This is a genomic window from Paenibacillus sp. Dod16, assembly GCF_049893405.1.
Lineage (GTDB): Bacteria > Bacillota > Bacilli > Paenibacillales > Paenibacillaceae > Paenibacillus_AQ.
Genome location: NZ_JBNDYG010000005.1, coordinates 231,017 through 250,886, shown reverse-complemented (window position 1 = coordinate 250,886; position 19,870 = coordinate 231,017). Strand labels below are relative to the sequence as shown.

Genomic DNA, 19,870 nt, shown 5'->3' with positions numbered 1-19,870 from the left:
AGGTGAGGATGATGGGAAATTGGTTGAAGCGGTTGGAGCAATGGCTTGGCGGAGGAGCTGGCGGAGCAAGAAAAATGCAAACCTTCAGATGGTTGATCATTCTAGGTCTGATCGGCGTCGCGATTATGCTGTTCAACTCCTTCGTCAATGTGAAGAAGCTGGATCATGAGAATATCGGCCGCGAGCCGCCGCCGGAGTCTGCAGCGGTCTCAACGCCCCAAAGCGGGACTTCAACCAGCGGCGGCGGTGAGTTCGAAAGTATCGAGCAGGATTTTGAAAGTCGCACCAAAACCATGCTGGAACAGATTGTTGGGGTTGGGGCCGTCGATGTCATGGTGACTGTGGAATCTACAGAAGAGCTGGTCGTCCAGCGAGATATGAAAGATACCCAGGAGCTGACGGAGGAAACCGATGCTAACGGAGGTAAGCGCCATGTAACAAGTTATCAGCGAGACGGCCAGATTGTCACCTATGAATCATCCGGGGAAGAAACCCCAATCGTCACCAAGAAGATCAAGCCTCAAGTCCGGGGTGTGCTCGTCGTAGCCAAGGGAGCCGAGAATGATGTTGTAAAGAGCTTGATCGTGGATGCGATCCAGCGAGGCCTCAATGTCCCGTCTTATCGTATATCCGTTGTCCCGCGTAAACAGGAATAACCGCAGCCAATCGAATGATCCGATCATTCGTGCCAAGGTTTTCATTTAAAGGAGGAAACGTTCAGATGAATAACAAAAGACAAACCATATGGTTAGTATCCATGCTTAGTTTGATGGTCATCCTGTCAGCTTATTATTTATTCACCGACGATTCGGGAACGAAAGCGCCGCCGGTTGCCGAGAGCACGCAAGTGGACGGTCAGAAGCCGGGCGCTGGACAAGAAGCAAACGGAACCGCAGGCGCTGGCGACGAGCTGGTTGTGAACGAAGTGCTTGAAGAAGGCACTGACGGTGACTCCGGTGCCAATGAGCAAGGCACTGATACGAGCGATACAGGTGCGGCCGGCACGGAAGATCCTGCAGAAGCAACACAAGGTGAGCAAGGGGATCAAGGAAAAGCCAGCGGTGAAGCTGGAAAAACGGAAGAGCCGGAAGTGAAGGAATCCCAAGAGGGGGCCGAGAACTCCAAAGACGCTAGCAGCACAGGCAAAGAGGGAGCCGAGGAATCCAAAGACACAAGCAGCACCAGCAACGGAAAGAAATCGGATGAAGAAGTGCTGGAACAAGTGGCGGCCAATGCAACATCCGCAGCAGCCCAGTTGGAGTCCTATAAATTGGACCGCTCTCAAAAAAATATGAAATTATACGATGAGTTAATGACAAAGATCGACAATCATGAGAACAAGCCGGAGCAAACAGCTCAAGCAACCGAGCAGCTGAAAGCGGCCGAAGCAAAAGAGGAAGTGATTCTCAGCATCGAAGAAGCGCTGCAGCAGCAATACGGCAACGCCGTTGTGAAGGAAGAGAGCGAGAAGTATAATGTGGTCGTTCTGAGTGAAAAACTCGATGCCAAAGGTGCAGCCGGCATTGTGAGTCTTGTGATGAAGGAATTGAAGGTTTCGCCGGATAAAGTAACCGTTCAATATGTTGCGCCATAAGCTTGTCTGCAGATTTCAACATAAATCACGGATATACGATAAACCGAAAGAGTCTAAGGATTGCCTTGGGCTCTTTCTATTTCGCTCGATTGTGATATAATACTCTAAGCTATTGACTGACTGTCCTAAGCAAGGGCTTCCAAGAAAGTGAAGGAGTGAACGTCGATAATGTTTAAATTAAACGAAATCAAGGAACTTATTAAGCTGGTGGATCAAACTTCCGTGCATGAATTGGAAATTGAGAGCGAAGGTACACGCTTATCCATTAAGAAACCCAATGCAGCCGAGGTTGTTAACAACTATCAGGCAGCGCCGCAAGCGTATATACCGGCACAGCAAATGATGGCACCACCGATCGCACAGCCGAATACGGCGAATCAAGCACCTGCAGCGGCACCACAGCAGGATTCAGTGGAGGATAGCAACAGCTCATTACATAAAATCGTATCACCGATGGTAGGGACCTTCTATCGTTCCCCATCGCCTGAGGCCGGGCCGTTTGTCAGTCCCGGGGACAAGGTGACTGAGAAATCGACGGTCTGCATCATTGAGGCCATGAAGCTGATGAATGAACTGGAAGCAGAGATCAAAGGCGAAATCGTAGAGGTTCTCGCTCAGAACGGTCAACTTGTAGAATTCGGGCAGCCTCTGTTTCTGGTGAAGCCGGAGTAATATGGAGGGACTCGCCAAGAACGAGAGTCGCAAGAGTCCGAAGGAGGTTACTGCATGACATTTCAAAAAGTGCTTATCGCGAACCGGGGAGAGATTGCCGTTCGTATCATCCGGGCTTGCCGGGAACTCGGCATCGCAACGGTTGCCGTATATTCGGAGCCGGACCGGGAATCCCTGCATGTTCGCTTGGCGGATGAGGCCTACTGCATCGGCCCTACGTTATCGAAAGACAGCTATTTGAATTTTACCAATATCATGAGCGTTGCCACACTGACCGAGTGTGACGCCATCCATCCCGGATACGGCTTTTTGGCCGAGAACGCGGATTTCGCGGAGATATGTGAATCCTGCAACATTACCTTTATCGGTCCTTCCGCTGACGCGATCAACCGTATGGGAGACAAGGCTGTTGCGAAGCAGACGATGAAGGACGCAGGTGTTCCGGTTATTCCGGGATCCGACGGACTGGTCGAGGATCTGAATGAAGCCGTTATGCTTGCACGCGATATCGGATATCCCGTTATTATCAAAGCTACTGCAGGTGGCGGAGGCAAGGGGATTCGGATCGCCGAGGATGAAGAATCGCTGGTTAAGCAGATTACAAACGCACAGCAGGAAGCCCAGAAGGCCTTCGGCAATGCAGGCGTATATCTGGAAAAATATCTGACCGGCATGAAGCATGTAGAGATTCAAATTATCGCCGACAAACATGGCAACGCCGTGCATCTCGGGGAGCGTGACTGTTCTGTGCAGCGCCGGAGACAGAAGCTTGTTGAGGAAGCTCCTTGTCCGGTGCTAAGTGAAGAGGTACGCAGCCGGATGGGCGAAGCCGCCGTTCGTGCCGCCAAGGCCGTTAATTATTCCGGCGCAGGTACGCTTGAATTTTTGCTCAGCCAGGACGGTCAGTTCTACTTCATGGAGATGAATACGCGGATTCAGGTAGAGCATCCGGTGACCGAGATGGTGACCGGGGTTGATCTGATTCAGGAAATGATCTCCGTTGCTGAGGGCAACACACTCTCTTTCACTCAAGAAGAAGTCGTTATTAATGGCTGGTCCATTGAGTGTCGGATTAATGCCGAGAATCCGGACAAGGGCTTTATGCCTGCCCCTGGAACCATTCAGTTCTATTTGCCTCCAGGAGGTCCTGGCGTGCGGGTAGACAGTGCGGCATATCCCGGCTATACCATTTCGCCTTATTATGATTCGATGATTGCCAAGCTGATTGTATGGGCGCCGACCCGCGATGAAGCCATCGCCAAGATGAAGCGCGCTTTGGCCGAATTCGAGATTGAAGGGATCTACTCAACCATCCCGTTCCATCAGAAACTGATGAACCATCCTACCTTCTTGAAGGGTGACTTTGATATTAAATTTTTGGAAGAAAATGAGATTTGAAACCTTTGGCCAAGTTTGTCATAAACTTGGCCAAATGGTATAGTATGAGTAATAAGAGCGCATGCCTTATGCAGTTCAGGTGCATCCGCTAACTTATTCCGAAAGGTGTGTTGAGACAATGGCGGAAACTTTGCCTACAGAATTTGAACGTACAGATATCGGTGAGATTCAGATTGCACCGGAGGTTATTGAAGTCATCGCTGGACTTGCTACGGTAGAGGTGCGTGGGGTTGCAGGGATGAGCGGAGGCTTTGCAGGCGGCATTGCCGAACTGCTCGGACGCAAGAATTTATCCAAGGGTGTCAAAGTGGAAGTTGGACAACGGGAGGCTGCTGTTGACGTATCCGTTATCGTAGAGTATGGCCATCGTCTTCCTGAAGTAGCCGGAGAAATCCAGCGCAACGTGAAACGTTCGATCGAGAATATGACAGGGCTTACGGTAATTGAAGTCAATGTACATATTCATGATGTCCATTTCATGAAAGCCGTGGAGAAGACGGAAGAATTGGATCTTGCTCAACGCGTGAAATAGAATAGTTTCAGGCTAGCCCTGGGCAGCGATGTCGAGGGTTTCATCTAATTTTAAGGAGGCTGTGCTGAATCGTGGCCAAAATAATGGACAGACTTTTGCTGTTTATCTACAGCTTAAGTATCGGTGTTATATCCGTAGTTGCCATCCTCCTGTTGAGTGGCGCTGTTCCGTATGAATTAACGAGTGTTCAGGAACAACGCCTTTTCTGGGCTGGAATTATCGTAGCTGCGGTTTTGTTTTTACTGAGCATCCGTTTCTTCTTCATCTCCGTAAGGCGTGATCGCTCGAACCTGAATTCCATCGATCAGCGCACGGAATTTGGCGACATCCAAATCTCTGTGGAGACGATCGAGAATCTCTGCCTGAAGGCGGCTTCGCGCGTCCGGGGAGTCAAGGATTTGAAATCCCGGATCAAGGTATCCCAATCGGGTCTTGATATTGCGATTCGTGCCGTGGTTGATGGTGAGGAATCCATTCCTACACTGACAACGGAAGTGCAGAAGCAGGTGCATGACTTTGTTGAAGATACAACAGGAATACCCGTGTCATCCGTATCCGTATATATTGCTAACGTGGTTCAGGCACCAAGCTTCAAGAGCCGCGTGGAATAGAGGTGAGCTTCCCCAATGCCTTGGAAAGAAATATGGGAGAGTCACAGAGGAAGAATTGCCGGGGTGACCGGCGGGCTTGTGTGCGGACTGATTTACTTATTATCCGGTTTTTGGGATATGCTGTTCTTTGCATTAGTGGTATTTATCGGCTATATATTTGGCAAGCGCAAGGATCTGAAGGAAGGTTCCATGTTCCACTTTCAGGAATGGGGACGATGGCTTTCCGAGCGCTGGCGGCCGTTTAAATGAACCCTGTGATATGCTTTCTCCGGAAAAAATGCTGAGGACAGGTGTCGTGCGCCTTTTTTGCGGAGAGAGATATTCACAGGTTTTTTTTTGGCGTTTTAATTGTTGTCAAGTCTTGACGGCAAATGGATCATACTAATTAGAAAAATGGATTCAGCAGGGTCCACAGGAGGAACAAAATGAAAAGACGTGTAGCAAGAGAGATTGTCGTTCAAAGCCTGTACCAGATGGAGATGAACGAAGTCGACAGTGTGGAAGCCGTGTCGATGCTGCTCTCGGAAGCGGCCGAAGAAAATGAGACCGAGCGGGTCATCGGCGACGAAGTTCAAATGAAGGAGTATGTGCTGCAATTGGTCAATGGAACATGGGAATCCAAGGATTCGATTGATGCACTGCTCGCTCATTATTTGAAAGGCTGGCAGGTAAGTCGTCTTTCCCGTGTGGATCGTCAAATCCTGCGTCTGGCTGTATATGAACTGACATCCCGTGAAGATGTGCCTGGCAAGGTAGCTGTGAATGAAGCGATTGAGTTGTCCAAGCATTTCGGAACCGAGGAATCAGGGAAGTTCGTCAACGGTGTACTTGGCCGGATGATTCAGGAGCTGGATCAAGTCAAGGTGAAGCTGCGTCAGTCTTAATCTGTACGCTTAAGCTAAGCTTGAATCGGCATCATTCAATCATAATGGAGGAGAGATTAGGATGACAGCAGCAACGATAATTAGCGGAAAACAGATTTCTGAAGAAATTCGCAAGGGGATTGCGTTAGAAGTAGAACAATTGTCCAAGCAGAATTTACGTCCTGGTTTGGCTGTTGTACTTGTAGGTGATGATCCGGCTTCGCATGTTTACGTTCGCAACAAGGAGAAGGCATGTCAGGATCTGGGCTTTTATTCCGAGGTGCACCGTCTTTCCGCGGAATCCAGCCAGGAAGAAGTGCTGGCGCTCGTGGACAAGCTTAACGCACAGGAATCCATTCACGGGATTTTGGTCCAGCTCCCATTGCCAAAGCACATCCATGAGAAGGCCGTCATTGATGCGATCGCAGTGGAAAAGGACGTGGACGGTTTCCATCCAGTTAATGTGGGTAACCTCGTAATAGGCGATGACAGTCTGCTGCCGTGCACGCCTGCCGGCGTGATTGAAATGATCAAGCGGACAGGCATCGAGATTGCAGGCAAGCATGCGGTTGTAATCGGGAGATCCAACATCGTTGGCAAACCGGTATCACTTCTCCTCCAGCGCGAGAACGCCACCGTTACGATGTGTCACTCCCGAACGGGGAATATGGCTGAAATCGCTCGCCAAGCGGATATCCTGGTCGTTGCAATTGGCAGAGCGAATATGATTGATGCCAGTTATGTGAAGCCGGGTGCTGTTGTAATTGATGTCGGCATGAACCGTTTGGAGAACGGGAAGCTTGCCGGGGACGTGGACTTTGAGAGCGTGAAGGAAGTGTCCGGTCCGATTACTCCGGTTCCTGGAGGCGTGGGCCCTATGACCATCACGATGCTCATGCAGAATACCTTGATAGCCGCCAAAAGGCTCAATGGGTTGAGCTGATATGAAGTCGGCAGATCCAGGACGAGTATTATCCGTTAAGGATTTAAACCGTTATATCCGCATGAAAATGGAAGGCGATTCCAGGCTCTCCGACGTATGGATCCGCGGTGAAATTTCGAATTTCACCCATCACTCCAGCGGACATATGTACTTTACCTTAAAGGATGAAGGCAGCCGGATTCGTGCGATCATGTTTGCGACTCATAACCAGAGGCTCCCTTTTATACCGAAGGAAGGCTCGCGCGTCATTGCCCGGGGCAATGTGTCGGTATATGAACGAGATGGTCAGTATCAATTCTATGCGGTTCAAATGCAGCCCGACGGGATCGGCAGTTTGTACCTTGCTTATGAACAGCTGAAGTCGAAGCTGGAGGAAGAGGGCTTGTTTGCAGCCGAGCGCAAGCGCCCTCTGCCGCGTTATCCCAAGACAATTGGTGTTATTACCTCGCCGACGGGCGCCGCGGTTCGGGATATTATGATTACGATCCGGAGACGGTACCCACAGGCTAGAGCCATTCTTTATCCGGTGCTGGTTCAAGGCAAAGGGGCTGCTCCTTCGATCGTGAAGGGTATTCGGACGATGAATGACATGGCTGAGGCTGATGTGCTCATCGTTGGGCGCGGCGGCGGATCACTGGAAGAGCTGTGGGCGTTTAATGAGGAGATCGTTGCAAGAGCTATTTATCAATCCGATATTCCCGTCATTTCGGCCGTCGGACACGAAACGGATTTTACGATCGCCGATTTTGTTGCAGATTTACGAGCCGCAACGCCGACAGCCGCCGCTGAACTTGCGGTACCGAGCAGCGCGGAACTGACGGGGCAGCTTGTTCAAAGACAGCGTCAGCTGAACCAGGGACTTCAGCAGCGTCTTAAGCGGAGTCGTGAACGTTTATTTTCGCTCCAGCGTTCCCCGGTTCTGGTTCATCCCCGCCGGTATATGCTTCAACATGCCGAACGGTTGGACATGCTGTCCCAGCGGCTGCAGGGGAACCTCAAATCCCGGCTATCCCTGGTCCGCCAGCGACAAAAATCACTGCATCAGGGATTAATCCGGTATAATCCGCGAACCCAAGCGGAGTTCGCCGCGAGAAGAAAAGATCAGGCCAACCGGCAGTTAATGAATGCGATGCAGTCGATCATGAAATCCAAGGTGTCTCAGCTGCAAACCGAAATGAGGCATCTCGATGCGCTCAGTCCGCTGAAAATTATGTCCAGAGGATATAGCCTCGTGTATGACGAGGCAGAACAAAAGCTTGTCAAATCCATCGAAGATGTTCAGTTAGGCGATTTGGTTAACGTGAGGGTCAGCGACGGACAGCTGCAGTGTCAAGTGTGGGGAATGAAGGAGGATGAAGAGAATGGCGAATGAAACATTGGAGATCAGCTTTGAAGAAGCGATGGCGCAGCTCGAGACGATTGTAGAGCAGTTGGAAGATGGAGATGTGCCGCTGGAAAAAGCGATCGATTTATTTCAACAGGGCATGAAGCTGTCGCAGATGTGCAGCAAAAAGCTGGAGCAGGTTGAGCAAAAAATCGAAATGATCGTGGAAGAAGGCGGAGAACTGAAGCGTAAGCCTTTTGGCGGGACGCTGGATGAGACAGGTGAACTGGGTGAATAACAGACTTCCGATTCATCAATATATGAATGAGATTTGGGACAGACTGGATAGCGAGTTAACAAATCTTTTTCCGCCAGGTTGGAAAGTTCCTGAAACCCTTTGCCAGTCCATGTCGTATTCTTTAATGGCAGGCGGCAAGCGAATGCGTCCGCTGCTTGTCATTGCGGCATGCGAGGCCGGAGGCGGCAACCGTGATGCCGCTCTTCCAGTCGCTTGCGCCGTTGAGATGGTCCATACATATTCCCTTATCCACGACGATCTTCCAGCGATGGATGATGACGATTATCGCCGCGGCAAGCCAACGAATCATAAGGTTTTTGGCGAAGCGAGCGCTATTTTGGCCGGCGATGCCTTGCTGACGCATGCCTTTTACAGTGTAATCCAGGCTGCCAGAAAGCATGGTGTTCCAGCTGAGCGCGTGCTGTCGATTGTGGAGGATCTTGCGGAGTATGCAGGTCCGCGGGGGATGGTAGGCGGTCAGGTTGCCGATATGGAGGGTGAACAAGGGATAACGACGCTAGAGCAGCTTGAGTATATTCACCTGCATAAGACGAGTGATCTGATCATGTTCTCGCTGATGGCCGGCGGGCATATTGCCGGGTGCTCGGAATCCCAGATTGAATCCTTGCGAACCTTCGGGCATCATATCGGCCTTGCTTTTCAGATTCAAGATGATATCCTGGATCTGGTCGGGGATGAGTCCAAGCTTGGGAAGCCGGTACAAAGCGATGTGAAACAGGAAAAAGTGACGTATCCGTACTTCATCGGTTTGGACGCATCAAGGCGTGAAGTTGAGCGCCTGACAGCAGAAGCCAAGCGGGTCATTTCCGAAGGGAATTTTAATGATCCCTCCAGATTGCTGGAGATCGCCGATTTCCTGATGGCTCGGGATCACTAAGCACGCTTTACATGCAAACGGTTTTTTTGTGATATAATGTCTGTTAATGGCTGATTTCATATCAGCTGAAGAACGTAAACTTAATCAAGGAAAGCGGGGAGATTCTTCGTGCTTCTTCCAAATATCAAGCATCCCGAACAACTTAAACATCTATCGGTGGACGAACTCGAGGATTTAGCAGGACAAATCCGTCATTTTCTAATCGAAAAGCTGTCCGTTACCGGTGGCCATCTTGCACCGAATCTGGGAGTGGTTGAACTCACGCTGGCCTTGCACTATTGCTTTGACAGCCCTCGTGACAAGATCATATTTGACGTGGGCCATCAAGCCTATGTACACAAGATATTGACCGGACGAATGGATAAATTTGATACGCTCCGTAAATACAAAGGCTTGTGCGGCTTCGTAAAGCGTTCCGAAAGCGAGCATGATGTCTGGGAAGCCGGGCACAGCAGCACCTCGCTGTCTGCCGCAATGGGTATGGCGATGGCGCGTGATTTGAAAGGTGAGAACAACCGGGTGATCGCCTTGATCGGTGACGGTGCCCTTACCGGCGGCATGGCGTTTGAAGCGCTCAACCATATTGGCCATGAGCAGAAAAAGCTGATGGTCATCCTGAATGACAATGAAATGTCGATTGCACCGAATGTGGGTGCCATGCATAACTACTTAAGCAAGATCCGATCTGATCGTTATTATCTTCGTGCCAAGGACGAAGTGGAAATGCTCCTGAAGAAAATTCCTGCCATCGGCGGCAAACTGGCCAAGACGGCAGAGAAGATGAAGGACAGCCTTAAATATATGATGGTTCCCGGCGTTTTATTCGAGGAACTCGGATTTACCTATCTGGGCCCTGTAGACGGACATGATCTGAACAAACTGATCGATACGTTAAAGCAGGCCGACAATGTGGATGGACCCGTTCTGATTCATGCCGTAACAACCAAAGGCAAGGGATACCGACCGGCTGAATCCGATTCTCATAAATGGCATGGGATCACGCCTTACAAGATTGAATCCGGCCAAGTCCTTAAAGCGGTAGGAAATCCGATGTACACGGAAGTGTTCGGACAGACGCTGGTTGAGCTGGGGGAACAGGACGAGCGAATCGTGGCCGTTACGCCGGCGATGCCGGGCGGCTCCGGCTTGATCCCGTTCAGCAAGAAATTCCCTGATCGTATGATCGATGTGGGGATTGCCGAGCAGCACGCCGCGACCTTGTGCGCAGCATTGGCAATGGAAGGCATGAAGCCTGTATTTGCGGTGTATTCCACGTTTATGCAGCGTGCGTACGACCAAATCGTGCATGATATTTGCCGCCATAACGCCAACGTGATGTTTGCGATTGACCGTGCCGGCTTTGTTGGTGCAGATGGCGAAACCCATCAAGGGGTATACGATGTGGCCTTCATGCGTCATATCCCGAATATCGTCATTATGATGCCAAAAGACGAGAACGAGCTTCGTCATATGATGAAAACAGCGCTCGATTATAATGAGGGACCTATCGCTTACCGATACCCCCGGAACAATGTGCGCGGCGTTCCAATGGACACCGAACTGGTGCCGATTCCTATCGGGACTTGGGAAGTCGTTCGTCCTGGCGAAGGATACGCGATTCTGGCATCCGGTCCTATGGTTCAGTTGGCCGAGGAAGCTGCGGAGCAGCTCAAGCGGGAAGGCATTACGGTGGAAGTCGTAAATGCCCGATTCCTTAAACCGCTTGATGGAGGCATGCTGCGGAATCTGGCAGAGACGGGGACATCCATGCTGGTTCTGGAGGAAGTTTCGCAAGCAGGTAGTATGGGCAGCGCGGTTCTGGAGTTCTTTGCGGAGCAGGGAATCCATGATGCGGTCGTATCTTTAATGGGGATCGAAGACCGGTTTATCGAGCATGGCAGCATACCGCAGCAGCGCGAAGAAGTAGGGCTGACATTGGAATCGGTTTGTCAGGAGATCCGGAGCTTGAAGAATGCCCGGACAGCCGGGCTCGGCAAGAGAAGTTTTATGTCTTAGTAAACCATCGGGAGTATAATATGGATTCATCTCAGAAAGAACGAATTGATGTCCTGCTCGTGGAGCAGGGATATTATGAGAGTCGCGAAAAAGCCAAGGCCGCGATTATGGCGGGTCTGGTCTATGCCGGAACCGAGCGGATCGAGAAAGCCGGCATGAAAATTCCGAGGACGTCCGAATTGAAAGTCAAAGGCTCGGTTCATCCCTATGTCAGCCGTGGAGGATTAAAGCTTGAGAAAGCGATTCGTTCATTCGACATCGATATGAAGGGGCGCGCGATGCTGGATATCGGCTCTTCGACTGGCGGATTCACGGATTGCGCGCTCCAGCACGGGGCAAGTTATGTGTATGCGATCGACGTCGGTTATAACCAGTTGGATTGGTCGCTGCGTAACGATGAACGCGTGTGTGTCATGGAGCGAACCAATTTCCGCTATATGACACCGGATGACCTGAATGGCCCTCAGCCTGATTTTGCCAGCATTGACGTCTCGTTTATATCCCTTCGCATCATTTTACCGCCTTTGAAGATGCTCCTGGGTAAACCAGGAGATGTAGCTGCTCTGATCAAGCCTCAATTTGAGGCAGGGCGGGAGAAGGTGGGTAAGTCCGGCGTGGTTCGTGATCCGAAGGTTCACAGGGAAGTCTTGACGCAAGTGCTGACTTTTGCGGATGAAATTGGGTTCAAATTAAAAAACCTGACATTCTCTCCGATTACGGGTGGAGAAGGCAATATAGAATTCCTGGCCCACTGGCGATTAGAGCCGGAGGTTTCTGAAAGCTCGGAAGAACCGACTCAGGCAGATGGACAAGAACCTGTCCATTTGAGTCAATGGATTGATACCGTCGTAACGCAAGCGGCTCATACATTCACAGGAAACTCATCGAAATGATGGGTTTCTTTTGCTGAAAAAGAGGAATTTATGTTCTCATACGCGAATACAAAATTCGAGGTGAGAGGATGAATGAGCGTTATGATTGGTTATTAATGATATTGCTTGGTGTCGTCATAGCCTTGCTTATCGGTTATAGGCTGAATCGTTGGCTAATGTCGCCATCACCGGATCGACTGCCGGGCATCCCGATAAATGAACACATTCCAGAACACCCAGCGATTGGGATGCTCGAACAAGAAGGATATGATGTCGTTGGGGGTAAAGTAAAAATAAACTTGTCATTTGAAACGGGGCATAGACCCATCTTGAGTCGGTTGTTTATCGATTACATTGCATCCGATGACAGTGGTGAGCTGTACATGGTGAAGCTGGCACGGGAACGGATGCCGGTCGACTGGACGGGCTCGGGCATTCGCGATCGGTTGATGCCGTTTTTGCTGCTGTATCCCGAATGTGCCGGGCTGCTCTACATTAATGTGAACGAGAAGTCGATTCACCGTTTAAGCATGGATTGGTCGGACGAAGAATGGATTGGTCAGGATGATTACAACAGTTAATACTCAGGAGGCTCTTTATGAAGGGACAACGCCATATTAAAATCAGGGATATTATTACCCACCAGGATATTGAGACACAGGATGAGCTTGTGGACGCATTGCGTGCGGAAGGTTTTCAGGTCACTCAAGCTACGATTTCACGTGATATCAAAGAACTGCTGCTCATTAAGGTGCCTACAGATGATGGGCGATATAAATACTCCATGCCGACAGATCAGCGTTATAACCCTGTACAGAAGCTCAAAAGAGCGCTTGTCGATAATTTTGTTTACATTGACCGTACCGGTAATCTTGTCGTCATGAAATGCTTGCCTGGAACAGCCAATTCCGTTGCCGTGCTGCTCGATAATATGGAGTGGACCCAGATCATGGGGACCATTTGCGGCGATGACACGATATTGCTGATTTGCCGAACGGAAGATGACGGAGAACATGTGGTTACCCAAATCAAAAATTTCATTTCGTAATAAATATTTGTGACTCATTGGCAGTTTTAAGCAGTAGCGGAGGTGGGAAACATGTTAAACACGCTATCCATTCGGAATCTTGCGGTTGTAGAAAGCGTGGATGTGCATTTTTATCCGGGATTTCACGTACTGACGGGGGAAACCGGAGCAGGTAAGTCCATCATAATCGATGCGCTGGGATTAATTGCCGGCGGCCGCGGCTCGGCTGAGCTGATTCGCTACGGGTGCGACAAAGCGGAGATTGAGGCTCTGTTTGAGCTGCCTCCGCAGCATCCCGTATGGGAAACACTGAAGAAGCTGGGTGTTGAAGCGGATCCGGAAGAGCATTTATTGATTCGGAGAGAACTGACATCTCAAGGGAAAAGCACGTCGCGTATTAACGGACAGCTGCTGAATTTAAGCATGCTGCGTGAAGTTGGAGAAAAGCTCATCAATATTCATGGCCAGCATGAGCATCAAAGCTTGCTGCGTTCAGAGCAGCATATGAGTCTTCTGGACACATACGGAGATAAGGTCATCGGGCCTGCCAAACGGAAATATCAAGAATTGTACGGCGAATTCAGCAAAGTGGAGCGGGAGCTCAGGGAGCTGCAGGAGACCAGCCAGAAGGCGTATCAAATGCTGGATATGTATCGGTTTCAGCTCGAGGAGATCGCGGCTGCGGAGCTAAAATCCGGTGAGGATGAGGAATTGTCCGAAGAAAGAACCAAGCTGTCCCACAGCGAGAAGATGATGGATTCCGTTGCCGGAGCATACGACCTATTGTACGGATCTTCGGGTCTGGAATCCGTCAGCCGTGCCCTATCCAGATTGGAGGATGTGTCCGGCTACGATGAGAAGGGGTTAAAGCCGCTTGTTGAGCAGCTGCAATCCGCGTATTATCAGCTGGAGGATGCGGTTTTCCAGCTGAGGGATTATCGCGACAGCATTGAATTCAATCCGGAACGGCTGAATGAAATTGAACTTCGTTTAGATATGATCTCCGGATTGCGACGAAAATATGGGGATAATGTTGAGCAAATTCTGGAATACTACGTGAGAATTCAGCAGGAAACCGATATGCTGGAGAATAAGGACGAGTTTATACAAGCGATGGAACAGCGCCGTGACGAGTTGTTAAGCGTGCTGCTGGTTAGCGCGAAAGAGCTTAGTATTGCCCGCAAGCAATGTGCGCAAGATTTAGCACGGCAGGTGGAGGGAGAACTAAAGGATCTTCAAATGGAACGCACCTCGCTTGAGGTTCGCATGGAACTGCAGCTGGATCCTAACGGTTACGAATATGAAGGACATAAAGTAAGGTTGACCAGACAAGGTATGGATACGGCCGAATTCCTCATATCCGCCAATCCGGGTGAACCTCTGCGTCCGCTTGCCAAAATTGCTTCGGGTGGAGAAATGTCCAGAATTATGCTGGCGATGAAGAGTATATTTGCCCGTCATGATCAAATACCGGTCTTAATCTTTGATGAAGTCGACACAGGTGTCAGTGGAAGGGCTGCCCAATCGATTGCGGAGAAGCTGTTTTTGCTGGCTAAAACCTGTCAGGTGTTCTCCATAACGCATTTACCGCAGGTCGCTTGCATGGCGGATCATCAGTATTTAATCGAGAAGAAGCTGGAAGCCTCCAGAACGATGACGCAAGTAGAAAACCTGACTGAAGAGGGGCGTGTAAAAGAGCTTGCACGAATGCTTGGCGGAGTCGAGATCACTCAAAAGACACTTCATCATGCCCAAGAAATGCTCAATCTGGCGGCAGCGCAAAAGGCTTCCAGAACGGCTCTGGGTCAATGATTGACAGTTATAAATCCTTAAGGGCAGGGTAACTTAAAGGTACGCAATTGGCGACCACCTTTTCGTCAAGCGAAAGAAGAAAAAGGGAGCGTGACAGCCATTGAAGCCCAACCTCAGGAGAAAACTGCTCGGTTTCGTTCTTGCTTTCCTTCTTTGTTTCATTGGAACCGCTGATCCAGTCCAGTCTTTTGCTTCATTGCCTAATGAGCTGAGATTGATTTCCGGTCAGCAGTCCCGCCTTGATGTAGCCATGCCTGTTCAAGCCCTCGCTTCAGTTGATCGCCCGGATGTCCTGCAGCTCAACGGCTCCCGCGAGTCAAAACTTCAAGTATCGCTAAAGCATCCACTGCAGCTGAACCCCCAGCAAAGCGGAAATGCGGAAGTAACCCTGAAATTATTTGGTAAAATTCCTCTGAAGACAGTTCATGTGAAGGTGATCCCGGAGCTCAAGGTCATTCCTGGAGGCCAAACCATCGGTGTCAAAGTGAAATCCTCCGGTATACTGGTCGTTGGACATCATCTGGTACGCGTTCAAAACGGTGCTAAAGTGTCTCCTGGAGAAGCAGCTGGCTTGAAGGTTGGCGATCTGCTGACCACGATGGATGGAATGCCGCTTAATGATGTGACTAAGGTTGCTGATATCGTCGAGAAGGCTGGTAAAGCTAATAAGCCACTGGATATCTCCTTTAAGCGGGGCGGCAAAGTAATGGCAACAAAACTGAGTCCGGCATATGATCAAGAAGATCAAAGCTGGCGTCTTGGTCTGTATATCCGTGATTCTGCAGCAGGGGTAGGAACCTTAACTTTCTATGCGCCTCATCAGAAAGTTTATGGAGCTTTAGGCCATGTTATCACCGATATGAATACTCAAACACCCATTGATGTCGGAAGCGGACAGATTGTTCAGTCCAACGTTACATCCATTAGTCGAAGTGAAGAAGGCGAGCCGGGGGAAAAACGGGCCACCTTCACAAAAGACGGCAAGATTTTGGGCAATGTCGAGCGCAATACCCATTTTGGCATCTTCGGTAAAATGAATAATCTTCCTGAACACGGTCTGTATCAGGAGCCCATTCCCGTAGCCTTATCCCATGAGGTCAAGGAAGGACCGGCAGAGATTTTAACTGTCGTTGAAGGGCAGGATGTTGAACGCTTTACAGTGGAGATTGTTCATGTGTCCAAGCAGGATGCTCCTGCAACGAAAGGGCTTGTGCTTCGTATCACCGACCCGAGACTGCTTAAGAAGACAGGCGGGATCGTACAAGGCATGAGCGGCAGTCCGATCGTTCAGGATGGCAAGCTGATTGGAGCGGTAACGCACGTTTTTGTTAATGATCCTAAATCGGGGTATGGATGCTTTATTGAATGGATGCTTCAGGACTCCGGCGTACTACAATCTACAGAATCAACTCCTCAAAATCTTAAGGCAGGTTAATGCCTTGAGATTTTTTGTCGTAAAATAACGAATTAGAGATTAATTTGAAACAAAATATTTAATTATAAATCAACTTCAAAAAAAAATAAAGAAAAATAATTTTCGACAGAAGGAATTTAAATAAGCATGTCGAAAACTTTATACACAAGAAAATGTTCTAAAATAACAACTGATCTGATAAAGGAGGAGCACGAATTGCAAAAGATCGAGGTATTATTGGCAGACGACAACCGTGAGTTTACAAACCTGCTTGGTGAATACATTTCGGATCAACAAGATATGGTGGTTTCCGGAATCGCTTATAACGGCGAAGAAGTACTGAGCATGATTGAGGAATCGGGAAAAGTACCGGATGTGCTGATCCTTGACATTATTATGCCTCATTTGGACGGCCTTGGCGTACTTGAGCGATTACGCGATATGAATTTGTCTCCGCAGCCGAAAGTCATTATGCTTACGGCATTTGGTCAGGAAAATATTACGCAGCGAGCCGTACAGTTGGGGGCTTCCTATTATATTTTGAAGCCGTTTGATATGGAGGTGCTCGCCAGCCGTATTCGTCAACTCGTTGGCTCGTCCAGCAGCATTTCGTCAGGCGCTTCATTTACAAGTATGAAATCCAATGTGGTTCCCATGGGCAAAGGCAAAAATCTGGACGCGAATATCACTTCGATTATCCATGAGATTGGTGTCCCTGCTCATATCAAGGGTTACCAATATTTGCGTGAAGCCATTACGATGGTATACAACAATATCGAAATTCTTGGTGCGATCACCAAAACGTTGTATCCGGCAATCGCAGAGAAATTCAAAACAACGCCTTCCCGCGTGGAACGTGCGATCCGTCATGCAATCGAAGTGGCCTGGACACGCGGTAACATCGACAGCATCTCGCATCTGTTCGGCTACACCATCAACATCAGCAAATCCAAGCCAACCAACAGCGAGTTTATCGCGATGGTCGCTGACAAGCTGAGAATTGAGCATAAGGTATCTTGAAAGGGTAAGGACTGAGGAAGGGATTTAGGGTAATGAAAGAGGTTATCCTGAATGTCTACTTGCGCGGAACATTGAAATCACTCCTTTATTGGTTGCGATGTCGTAATCTGTGAAGGAGTGATTTTATGTTTGCCATGGACTTTGAGCAAAACAAACCAGCCGCTAATCCGGCTGGTTTGTTTTTATTTAGGTAACTTAACAGGTGAACAATCTTCGGTGTTATCTACCTTCGATTGGCCTCACAGATAATACATTTTGAACTGGATATCCTGCTCGTGGTTTCCGAACTTCTTGCCGAATAAGGTGGCACCTCCCACGTGCTTTGCATCTTCCTTCACTTCAATTCGAAAGGTCCAGCGATCACAGGTTGCATCCAAATCATCTATGGAGACGGCAGAGAGCGGGTCGCCATCGATATAAGTACCATGGCTTGTAATTCGTATCGTTTTTAGCAGACCGTATTGGTTGATGTTGTGCGGCCACCATGCAGGCGTATACTTCCCCCTCGTATCCGCGAAATCCCCCGGGCTTGTCCACGTCCCAAGTTCGATCCCGTTTAAGGAGAACGTGATGTCGGAAGGCCAAACATCATTGGAAAAAGGAAATTCCGAGGAAATCTCCAAGCTGATTTCGAACTGCTGCAGCTTTTCATCCTTTTGAAGGAAGTTCGCGATGTTGTATTGGATAAAGCCCTCCGTAAACCACAGGATTTCTGCATCCACACGCTTGGGATCCATGAAGTATTTGGGTTCGTCAACCCGCCCGATAAATTCCTTCTCGGTAGCAAGGCCGCAGGTAGGTTTCAGGTCATAGTCCGTGTAATGCCCGATCGGCACGGATGCCTCATATGAAGCAAAGGAATGAAAAATCTTTTTCGGGAAGTTGATTTCGATATGATCCACCTTCAGGATCGATATTTTTTGCTGTCCCGATTTTCCCGGTACTTTTTCTGTCCGGATAATGCCTGCATCTTCGAGCTTTTTAATATGTTTTGTCACAATCGGACTGCTGATTTGAAGTTCTTGGGCCAAATCTTTGATATTCATTTTGTTTTTGGAGAGCAGCTGAATAATCTTGATTCGAACTTCGCTGGCCAAAGCCTCGTAAACCACAAGCGATGACTTGTCTATTTCCAATTGCATATGACCACTTCTTTCAACAAGTTTTTCATAAACCAGGTTCATTAACTTATATGCATCATAACACATGCTTTATTAACCTGTATATAAATCTAAGCATTTAATACAACAAATTTTCAATTATATGATTAATGTAAATGTTAATTAAACTAAAAATAAGTAACAAAGATTTATATATATGTTATTGACACCGTTTTCAAAACGAGTGTATACTGAACCAAAGTTAATCGTTTTCATGATCCATGCCGGTAAATGATTAACCAAATGATTAGTAATAGGAGGAGAGTTTGTTGAAGAAAAAAATGGGGGTTTCACTAATACTTGTATTGTTAGCGGTAGCGGTACTAGGGGGATGTGGCAACGGGGACAAGAACACCATTACCTTCTGGACGCCTTTGACAGGTGATGACGGGGCTTACATGGATCAGCTAGTGAAAGATTACAACGCCACCAATCCTGAATATAAAGTGAAGCACGTGATTACTTCGGATATGTATACAAAAATTTCTACCGTCCTGAATTCAGGCAAAGGCGTTCCTGATCTGTCCATTATTCACGCAGACCGCGTTCCTAGCTTCGTTAAGCAAGGTGTGTTGGAGCCGATGACGGCAGTCATGCAAGCTCAGCCAGAATTGAAAGCGGATAATTACTTGCCGCAGGCCTGGGCAACAGGAAACGTCGAGGGCACCCAATATACAGTACCCCTTGATATTCACAGCAATGCGATGTATTACAATAAAAATTTGCTCAAAAAATACAATGTTGAAAGCTTCCTGGATGATGATGTCGTGACCATTGATGAAATTTTGTCGCTGCAAGGCAAGCTGGATGAAGGCGATTACGTGATCAATGACGCTCTGTTGGGCTGGGTTGTGCTGGCGCAAATCCAGAACCTGGGCGGCGACATTCAACAAGACGGCAAGCCGGCCGTAAATACAGAAGCCATGAAGCAAGCATTTACGGAGATTAAGAAAATATCGGATGCAGGCTTGATGACCCCTTTTGGTGAGGACGGCTATCTGATGTTCCAATCTGGAAACGTTTTATTTTCCACAGACGGCACATGGAGCTCGACGGCACACGCAACCGTCGATGGATTGGACTTTGGCGTTACGAACATTTATTCGACGAGTGCTGATAAGTATACGAACCGGGCCTCTTCGCACTTATTCTCCATGCTGAAGAACGATAAGAGAACGGACGAGAAAGAGCAGGCCATCGGCCAGTTCCTGGAATTCATTCGCCAAAACTCGATTGAGTGGGCAAAAGCGGGACAGATTGTAGCGAGTAAACAGGTCATTGAGAGCCCGGAGTACGGTAATTATATTCAGTCATTCTTTACCGCCAACGAAAAAGAAATCGAATCCTTGTACATTTACACCTACGAATACTATCCATACGTAGCGGAGGCTGTGGATACATATGCAGCGGATATCG

General features: G+C 48.8%; 21 protein-coding genes. 20 read left to right on the top strand and 1 reads right to left on the bottom strand.

Going from position 1 to position 19,870, the window contains the following annotated elements; translation table 11 throughout:
• Positions 1 to 11: 11 nt before the first annotated feature.
• The 19 genes from spoIIIAG (at position 12) to spo0A (ending at position 17,294) form a co-directional block, all read left to right on the top strand.
• Entirely contained in the window at positions 12 to 656 is a 645-nt protein-coding gene (gene spoIIIAG, locus ACPV3A_RS05990) for a stage III sporulation protein AG (RefSeq protein ID WP_194545123.1), read from the top strand.
• A 65-nt stretch (positions 657 to 721) separates the two neighbouring features.
• Entirely contained in the window at positions 722 to 1,594 is an 873-nt protein-coding gene (locus ACPV3A_RS05985) for a SpoIIIAH-like family protein (protein ID WP_426198444.1), read from the top strand.
• 168 nt (positions 1,595 to 1,762) lie between these two features.
• A complete protein-coding gene (gene accB, locus ACPV3A_RS05980; RefSeq protein WP_426198443.1) occupies positions 1,763 to 2,266 on the top strand; it encodes an acetyl-CoA carboxylase biotin carboxyl carrier protein in 504 nt (167 codons plus the stop codon).
• A 54-nt stretch (positions 2,267 to 2,320) separates the two neighbouring features.
• The gene (gene accC, locus ACPV3A_RS05975) at positions 2,321 to 3,664 is read left to right on the top strand and encodes an acetyl-CoA carboxylase biotin carboxylase subunit (protein ID WP_426198442.1); all 1,344 of its coding nucleotides are present in this window, start codon (positions 2,321 to 2,323) and stop codon (positions 3,662 to 3,664) included.
• 118 nt (positions 3,665 to 3,782) lie between these two features.
• Positions 3,783 to 4,196, top strand: coding sequence for an Asp23/Gls24 family envelope stress response protein (locus ACPV3A_RS05970; RefSeq protein WP_071223853.1), 414 nt, complete (start codon positions 3,783 to 3,785; stop codon positions 4,194 to 4,196).
• A gap of 71 nt (positions 4,197 to 4,267) precedes the next feature.
• Positions 4,268 to 4,807 (top strand): alkaline shock response membrane anchor protein AmaP, encoded by a 540-nt coding sequence (gene amaP / locus ACPV3A_RS05965; RefSeq protein ID WP_113057003.1) that lies wholly within the window; start codon positions 4,268 to 4,270, stop codon positions 4,805 to 4,807.
• Between the two features lie 15 nt (positions 4,808 to 4,822).
• The gene (locus ACPV3A_RS05960) at positions 4,823 to 5,056 is read left to right on the top strand and encodes a DUF2273 domain-containing protein (RefSeq protein WP_113057002.1); all 234 of its coding nucleotides are present in this window, start codon (positions 4,823 to 4,825) and stop codon (positions 5,054 to 5,056) included.
• A gap of 176 nt (positions 5,057 to 5,232) precedes the next feature.
• The gene (nusB, locus tag ACPV3A_RS05955; RefSeq protein WP_194541868.1) at positions 5,233 to 5,691 is read left to right on the top strand and encodes a transcription antitermination factor NusB; all 459 of its coding nucleotides are present in this window, start codon (positions 5,233 to 5,235) and stop codon (positions 5,689 to 5,691) included.
• 61 nt (positions 5,692 to 5,752) lie between these two features.
• Positions 5,753 to 6,613: a bifunctional methylenetetrahydrofolate dehydrogenase/methenyltetrahydrofolate cyclohydrolase FolD gene (folD, locus tag ACPV3A_RS05950; protein ID WP_426198441.1), complete on the top strand. Its 861-nt coding sequence runs from the start codon at positions 5,753 to 5,755 to the stop codon at positions 6,611 to 6,613.
• Position 6,614: 1 nt separating this feature from the next.
• A complete protein-coding gene (gene xseA / locus ACPV3A_RS05945; protein WP_426198440.1) occupies positions 6,615 to 7,985 on the top strand; it encodes an exodeoxyribonuclease VII large subunit in 1,371 nt (456 codons plus the stop codon).
• Positions 7,975 to 8,235 (top strand): exodeoxyribonuclease VII small subunit, encoded by a 261-nt coding sequence (gene xseB / locus ACPV3A_RS05940; RefSeq protein WP_009591232.1) that lies wholly within the window; start codon positions 7,975 to 7,977, stop codon positions 8,233 to 8,235. Before xseA ends, xseB begins: the two co-directional genes overlap by 11 nt.
• A gap of 22 nt (positions 8,236 to 8,257) precedes the next feature.
• Positions 8,258 to 9,133 (top strand): polyprenyl synthetase family protein, encoded by an 876-nt coding sequence (locus ACPV3A_RS05935; protein WP_426198552.1) that lies wholly within the window; start codon positions 8,258 to 8,260, stop codon positions 9,131 to 9,133.
• 108 nt (positions 9,134 to 9,241) lie between these two features.
• On the top strand, positions 9,242 to 11,149 hold the full coding sequence (gene dxs, locus ACPV3A_RS05930) for a 1-deoxy-D-xylulose-5-phosphate synthase (RefSeq protein WP_194541871.1): 1,908 nt from the start codon (positions 9,242 to 9,244) through the stop codon (positions 11,147 to 11,149).
• A gap of 20 nt (positions 11,150 to 11,169) precedes the next feature.
• Positions 11,170 to 12,042: a TlyA family RNA methyltransferase gene (locus tag ACPV3A_RS05925; RefSeq protein WP_194541872.1), complete on the top strand. Its 873-nt coding sequence runs from the start codon at positions 11,170 to 11,172 to the stop codon at positions 12,040 to 12,042.
• A gap of 68 nt (positions 12,043 to 12,110) precedes the next feature.
• Positions 12,111 to 12,602, top strand: a complete 492-nt coding sequence (locus ACPV3A_RS05920; RefSeq protein ID WP_339296108.1) for a hypothetical protein — start codon at positions 12,111 to 12,113, stop codon at positions 12,600 to 12,602.
• Positions 12,603 to 12,619: 17 nt separating this feature from the next.
• A complete protein-coding gene (gene ahrC / locus ACPV3A_RS05915; RefSeq protein ID WP_071223861.1) occupies positions 12,620 to 13,069 on the top strand; it encodes a transcriptional regulator AhrC/ArgR in 450 nt (149 codons plus the stop codon).
• Positions 13,070 to 13,120: 51 nt separating this feature from the next.
• The gene (gene recN, locus ACPV3A_RS05910; protein ID WP_426198439.1) at positions 13,121 to 14,860 is read left to right on the top strand and encodes a DNA repair protein RecN; all 1,740 of its coding nucleotides are present in this window, start codon (positions 13,121 to 13,123) and stop codon (positions 14,858 to 14,860) included.
• A gap of 100 nt (positions 14,861 to 14,960) precedes the next feature.
• The gene (spoIVB, locus tag ACPV3A_RS05905) at positions 14,961 to 16,295 is read left to right on the top strand and encodes a SpoIVB peptidase (RefSeq protein ID WP_220685909.1); all 1,335 of its coding nucleotides are present in this window, start codon (positions 14,961 to 14,963) and stop codon (positions 16,293 to 16,295) included.
• A 195-nt stretch (positions 16,296 to 16,490) separates the two neighbouring features.
• Positions 16,491 to 17,294, top strand: a complete 804-nt coding sequence (gene spo0A / locus ACPV3A_RS05900; RefSeq protein ID WP_194541876.1) for a sporulation transcription factor Spo0A — start codon at positions 16,491 to 16,493, stop codon at positions 17,292 to 17,294.
• 239 nt (positions 17,295 to 17,533) lie between these two features.
• Here spo0A and ACPV3A_RS05895 read toward each other — a convergent pair whose 3' ends face one another.
• The gene (locus ACPV3A_RS05895) at positions 17,534 to 18,436 is read right to left on the bottom strand and encodes an ArsR/SmtB family transcription factor (RefSeq protein WP_194541877.1); all 903 of its coding nucleotides are present in this window, start codon (positions 18,434 to 18,436) and stop codon (positions 17,534 to 17,536) included.
• A 284-nt stretch (positions 18,437 to 18,720) separates the two neighbouring features.
• Between ACPV3A_RS05895 and ACPV3A_RS05890 the strand changes: the two genes are divergently transcribed.
• The coding region (locus ACPV3A_RS05890; RefSeq protein WP_426198438.1) for an extracellular solute-binding protein at positions 18,721 to 19,870 on the top strand (1,150 nt) is incomplete at its 3' end.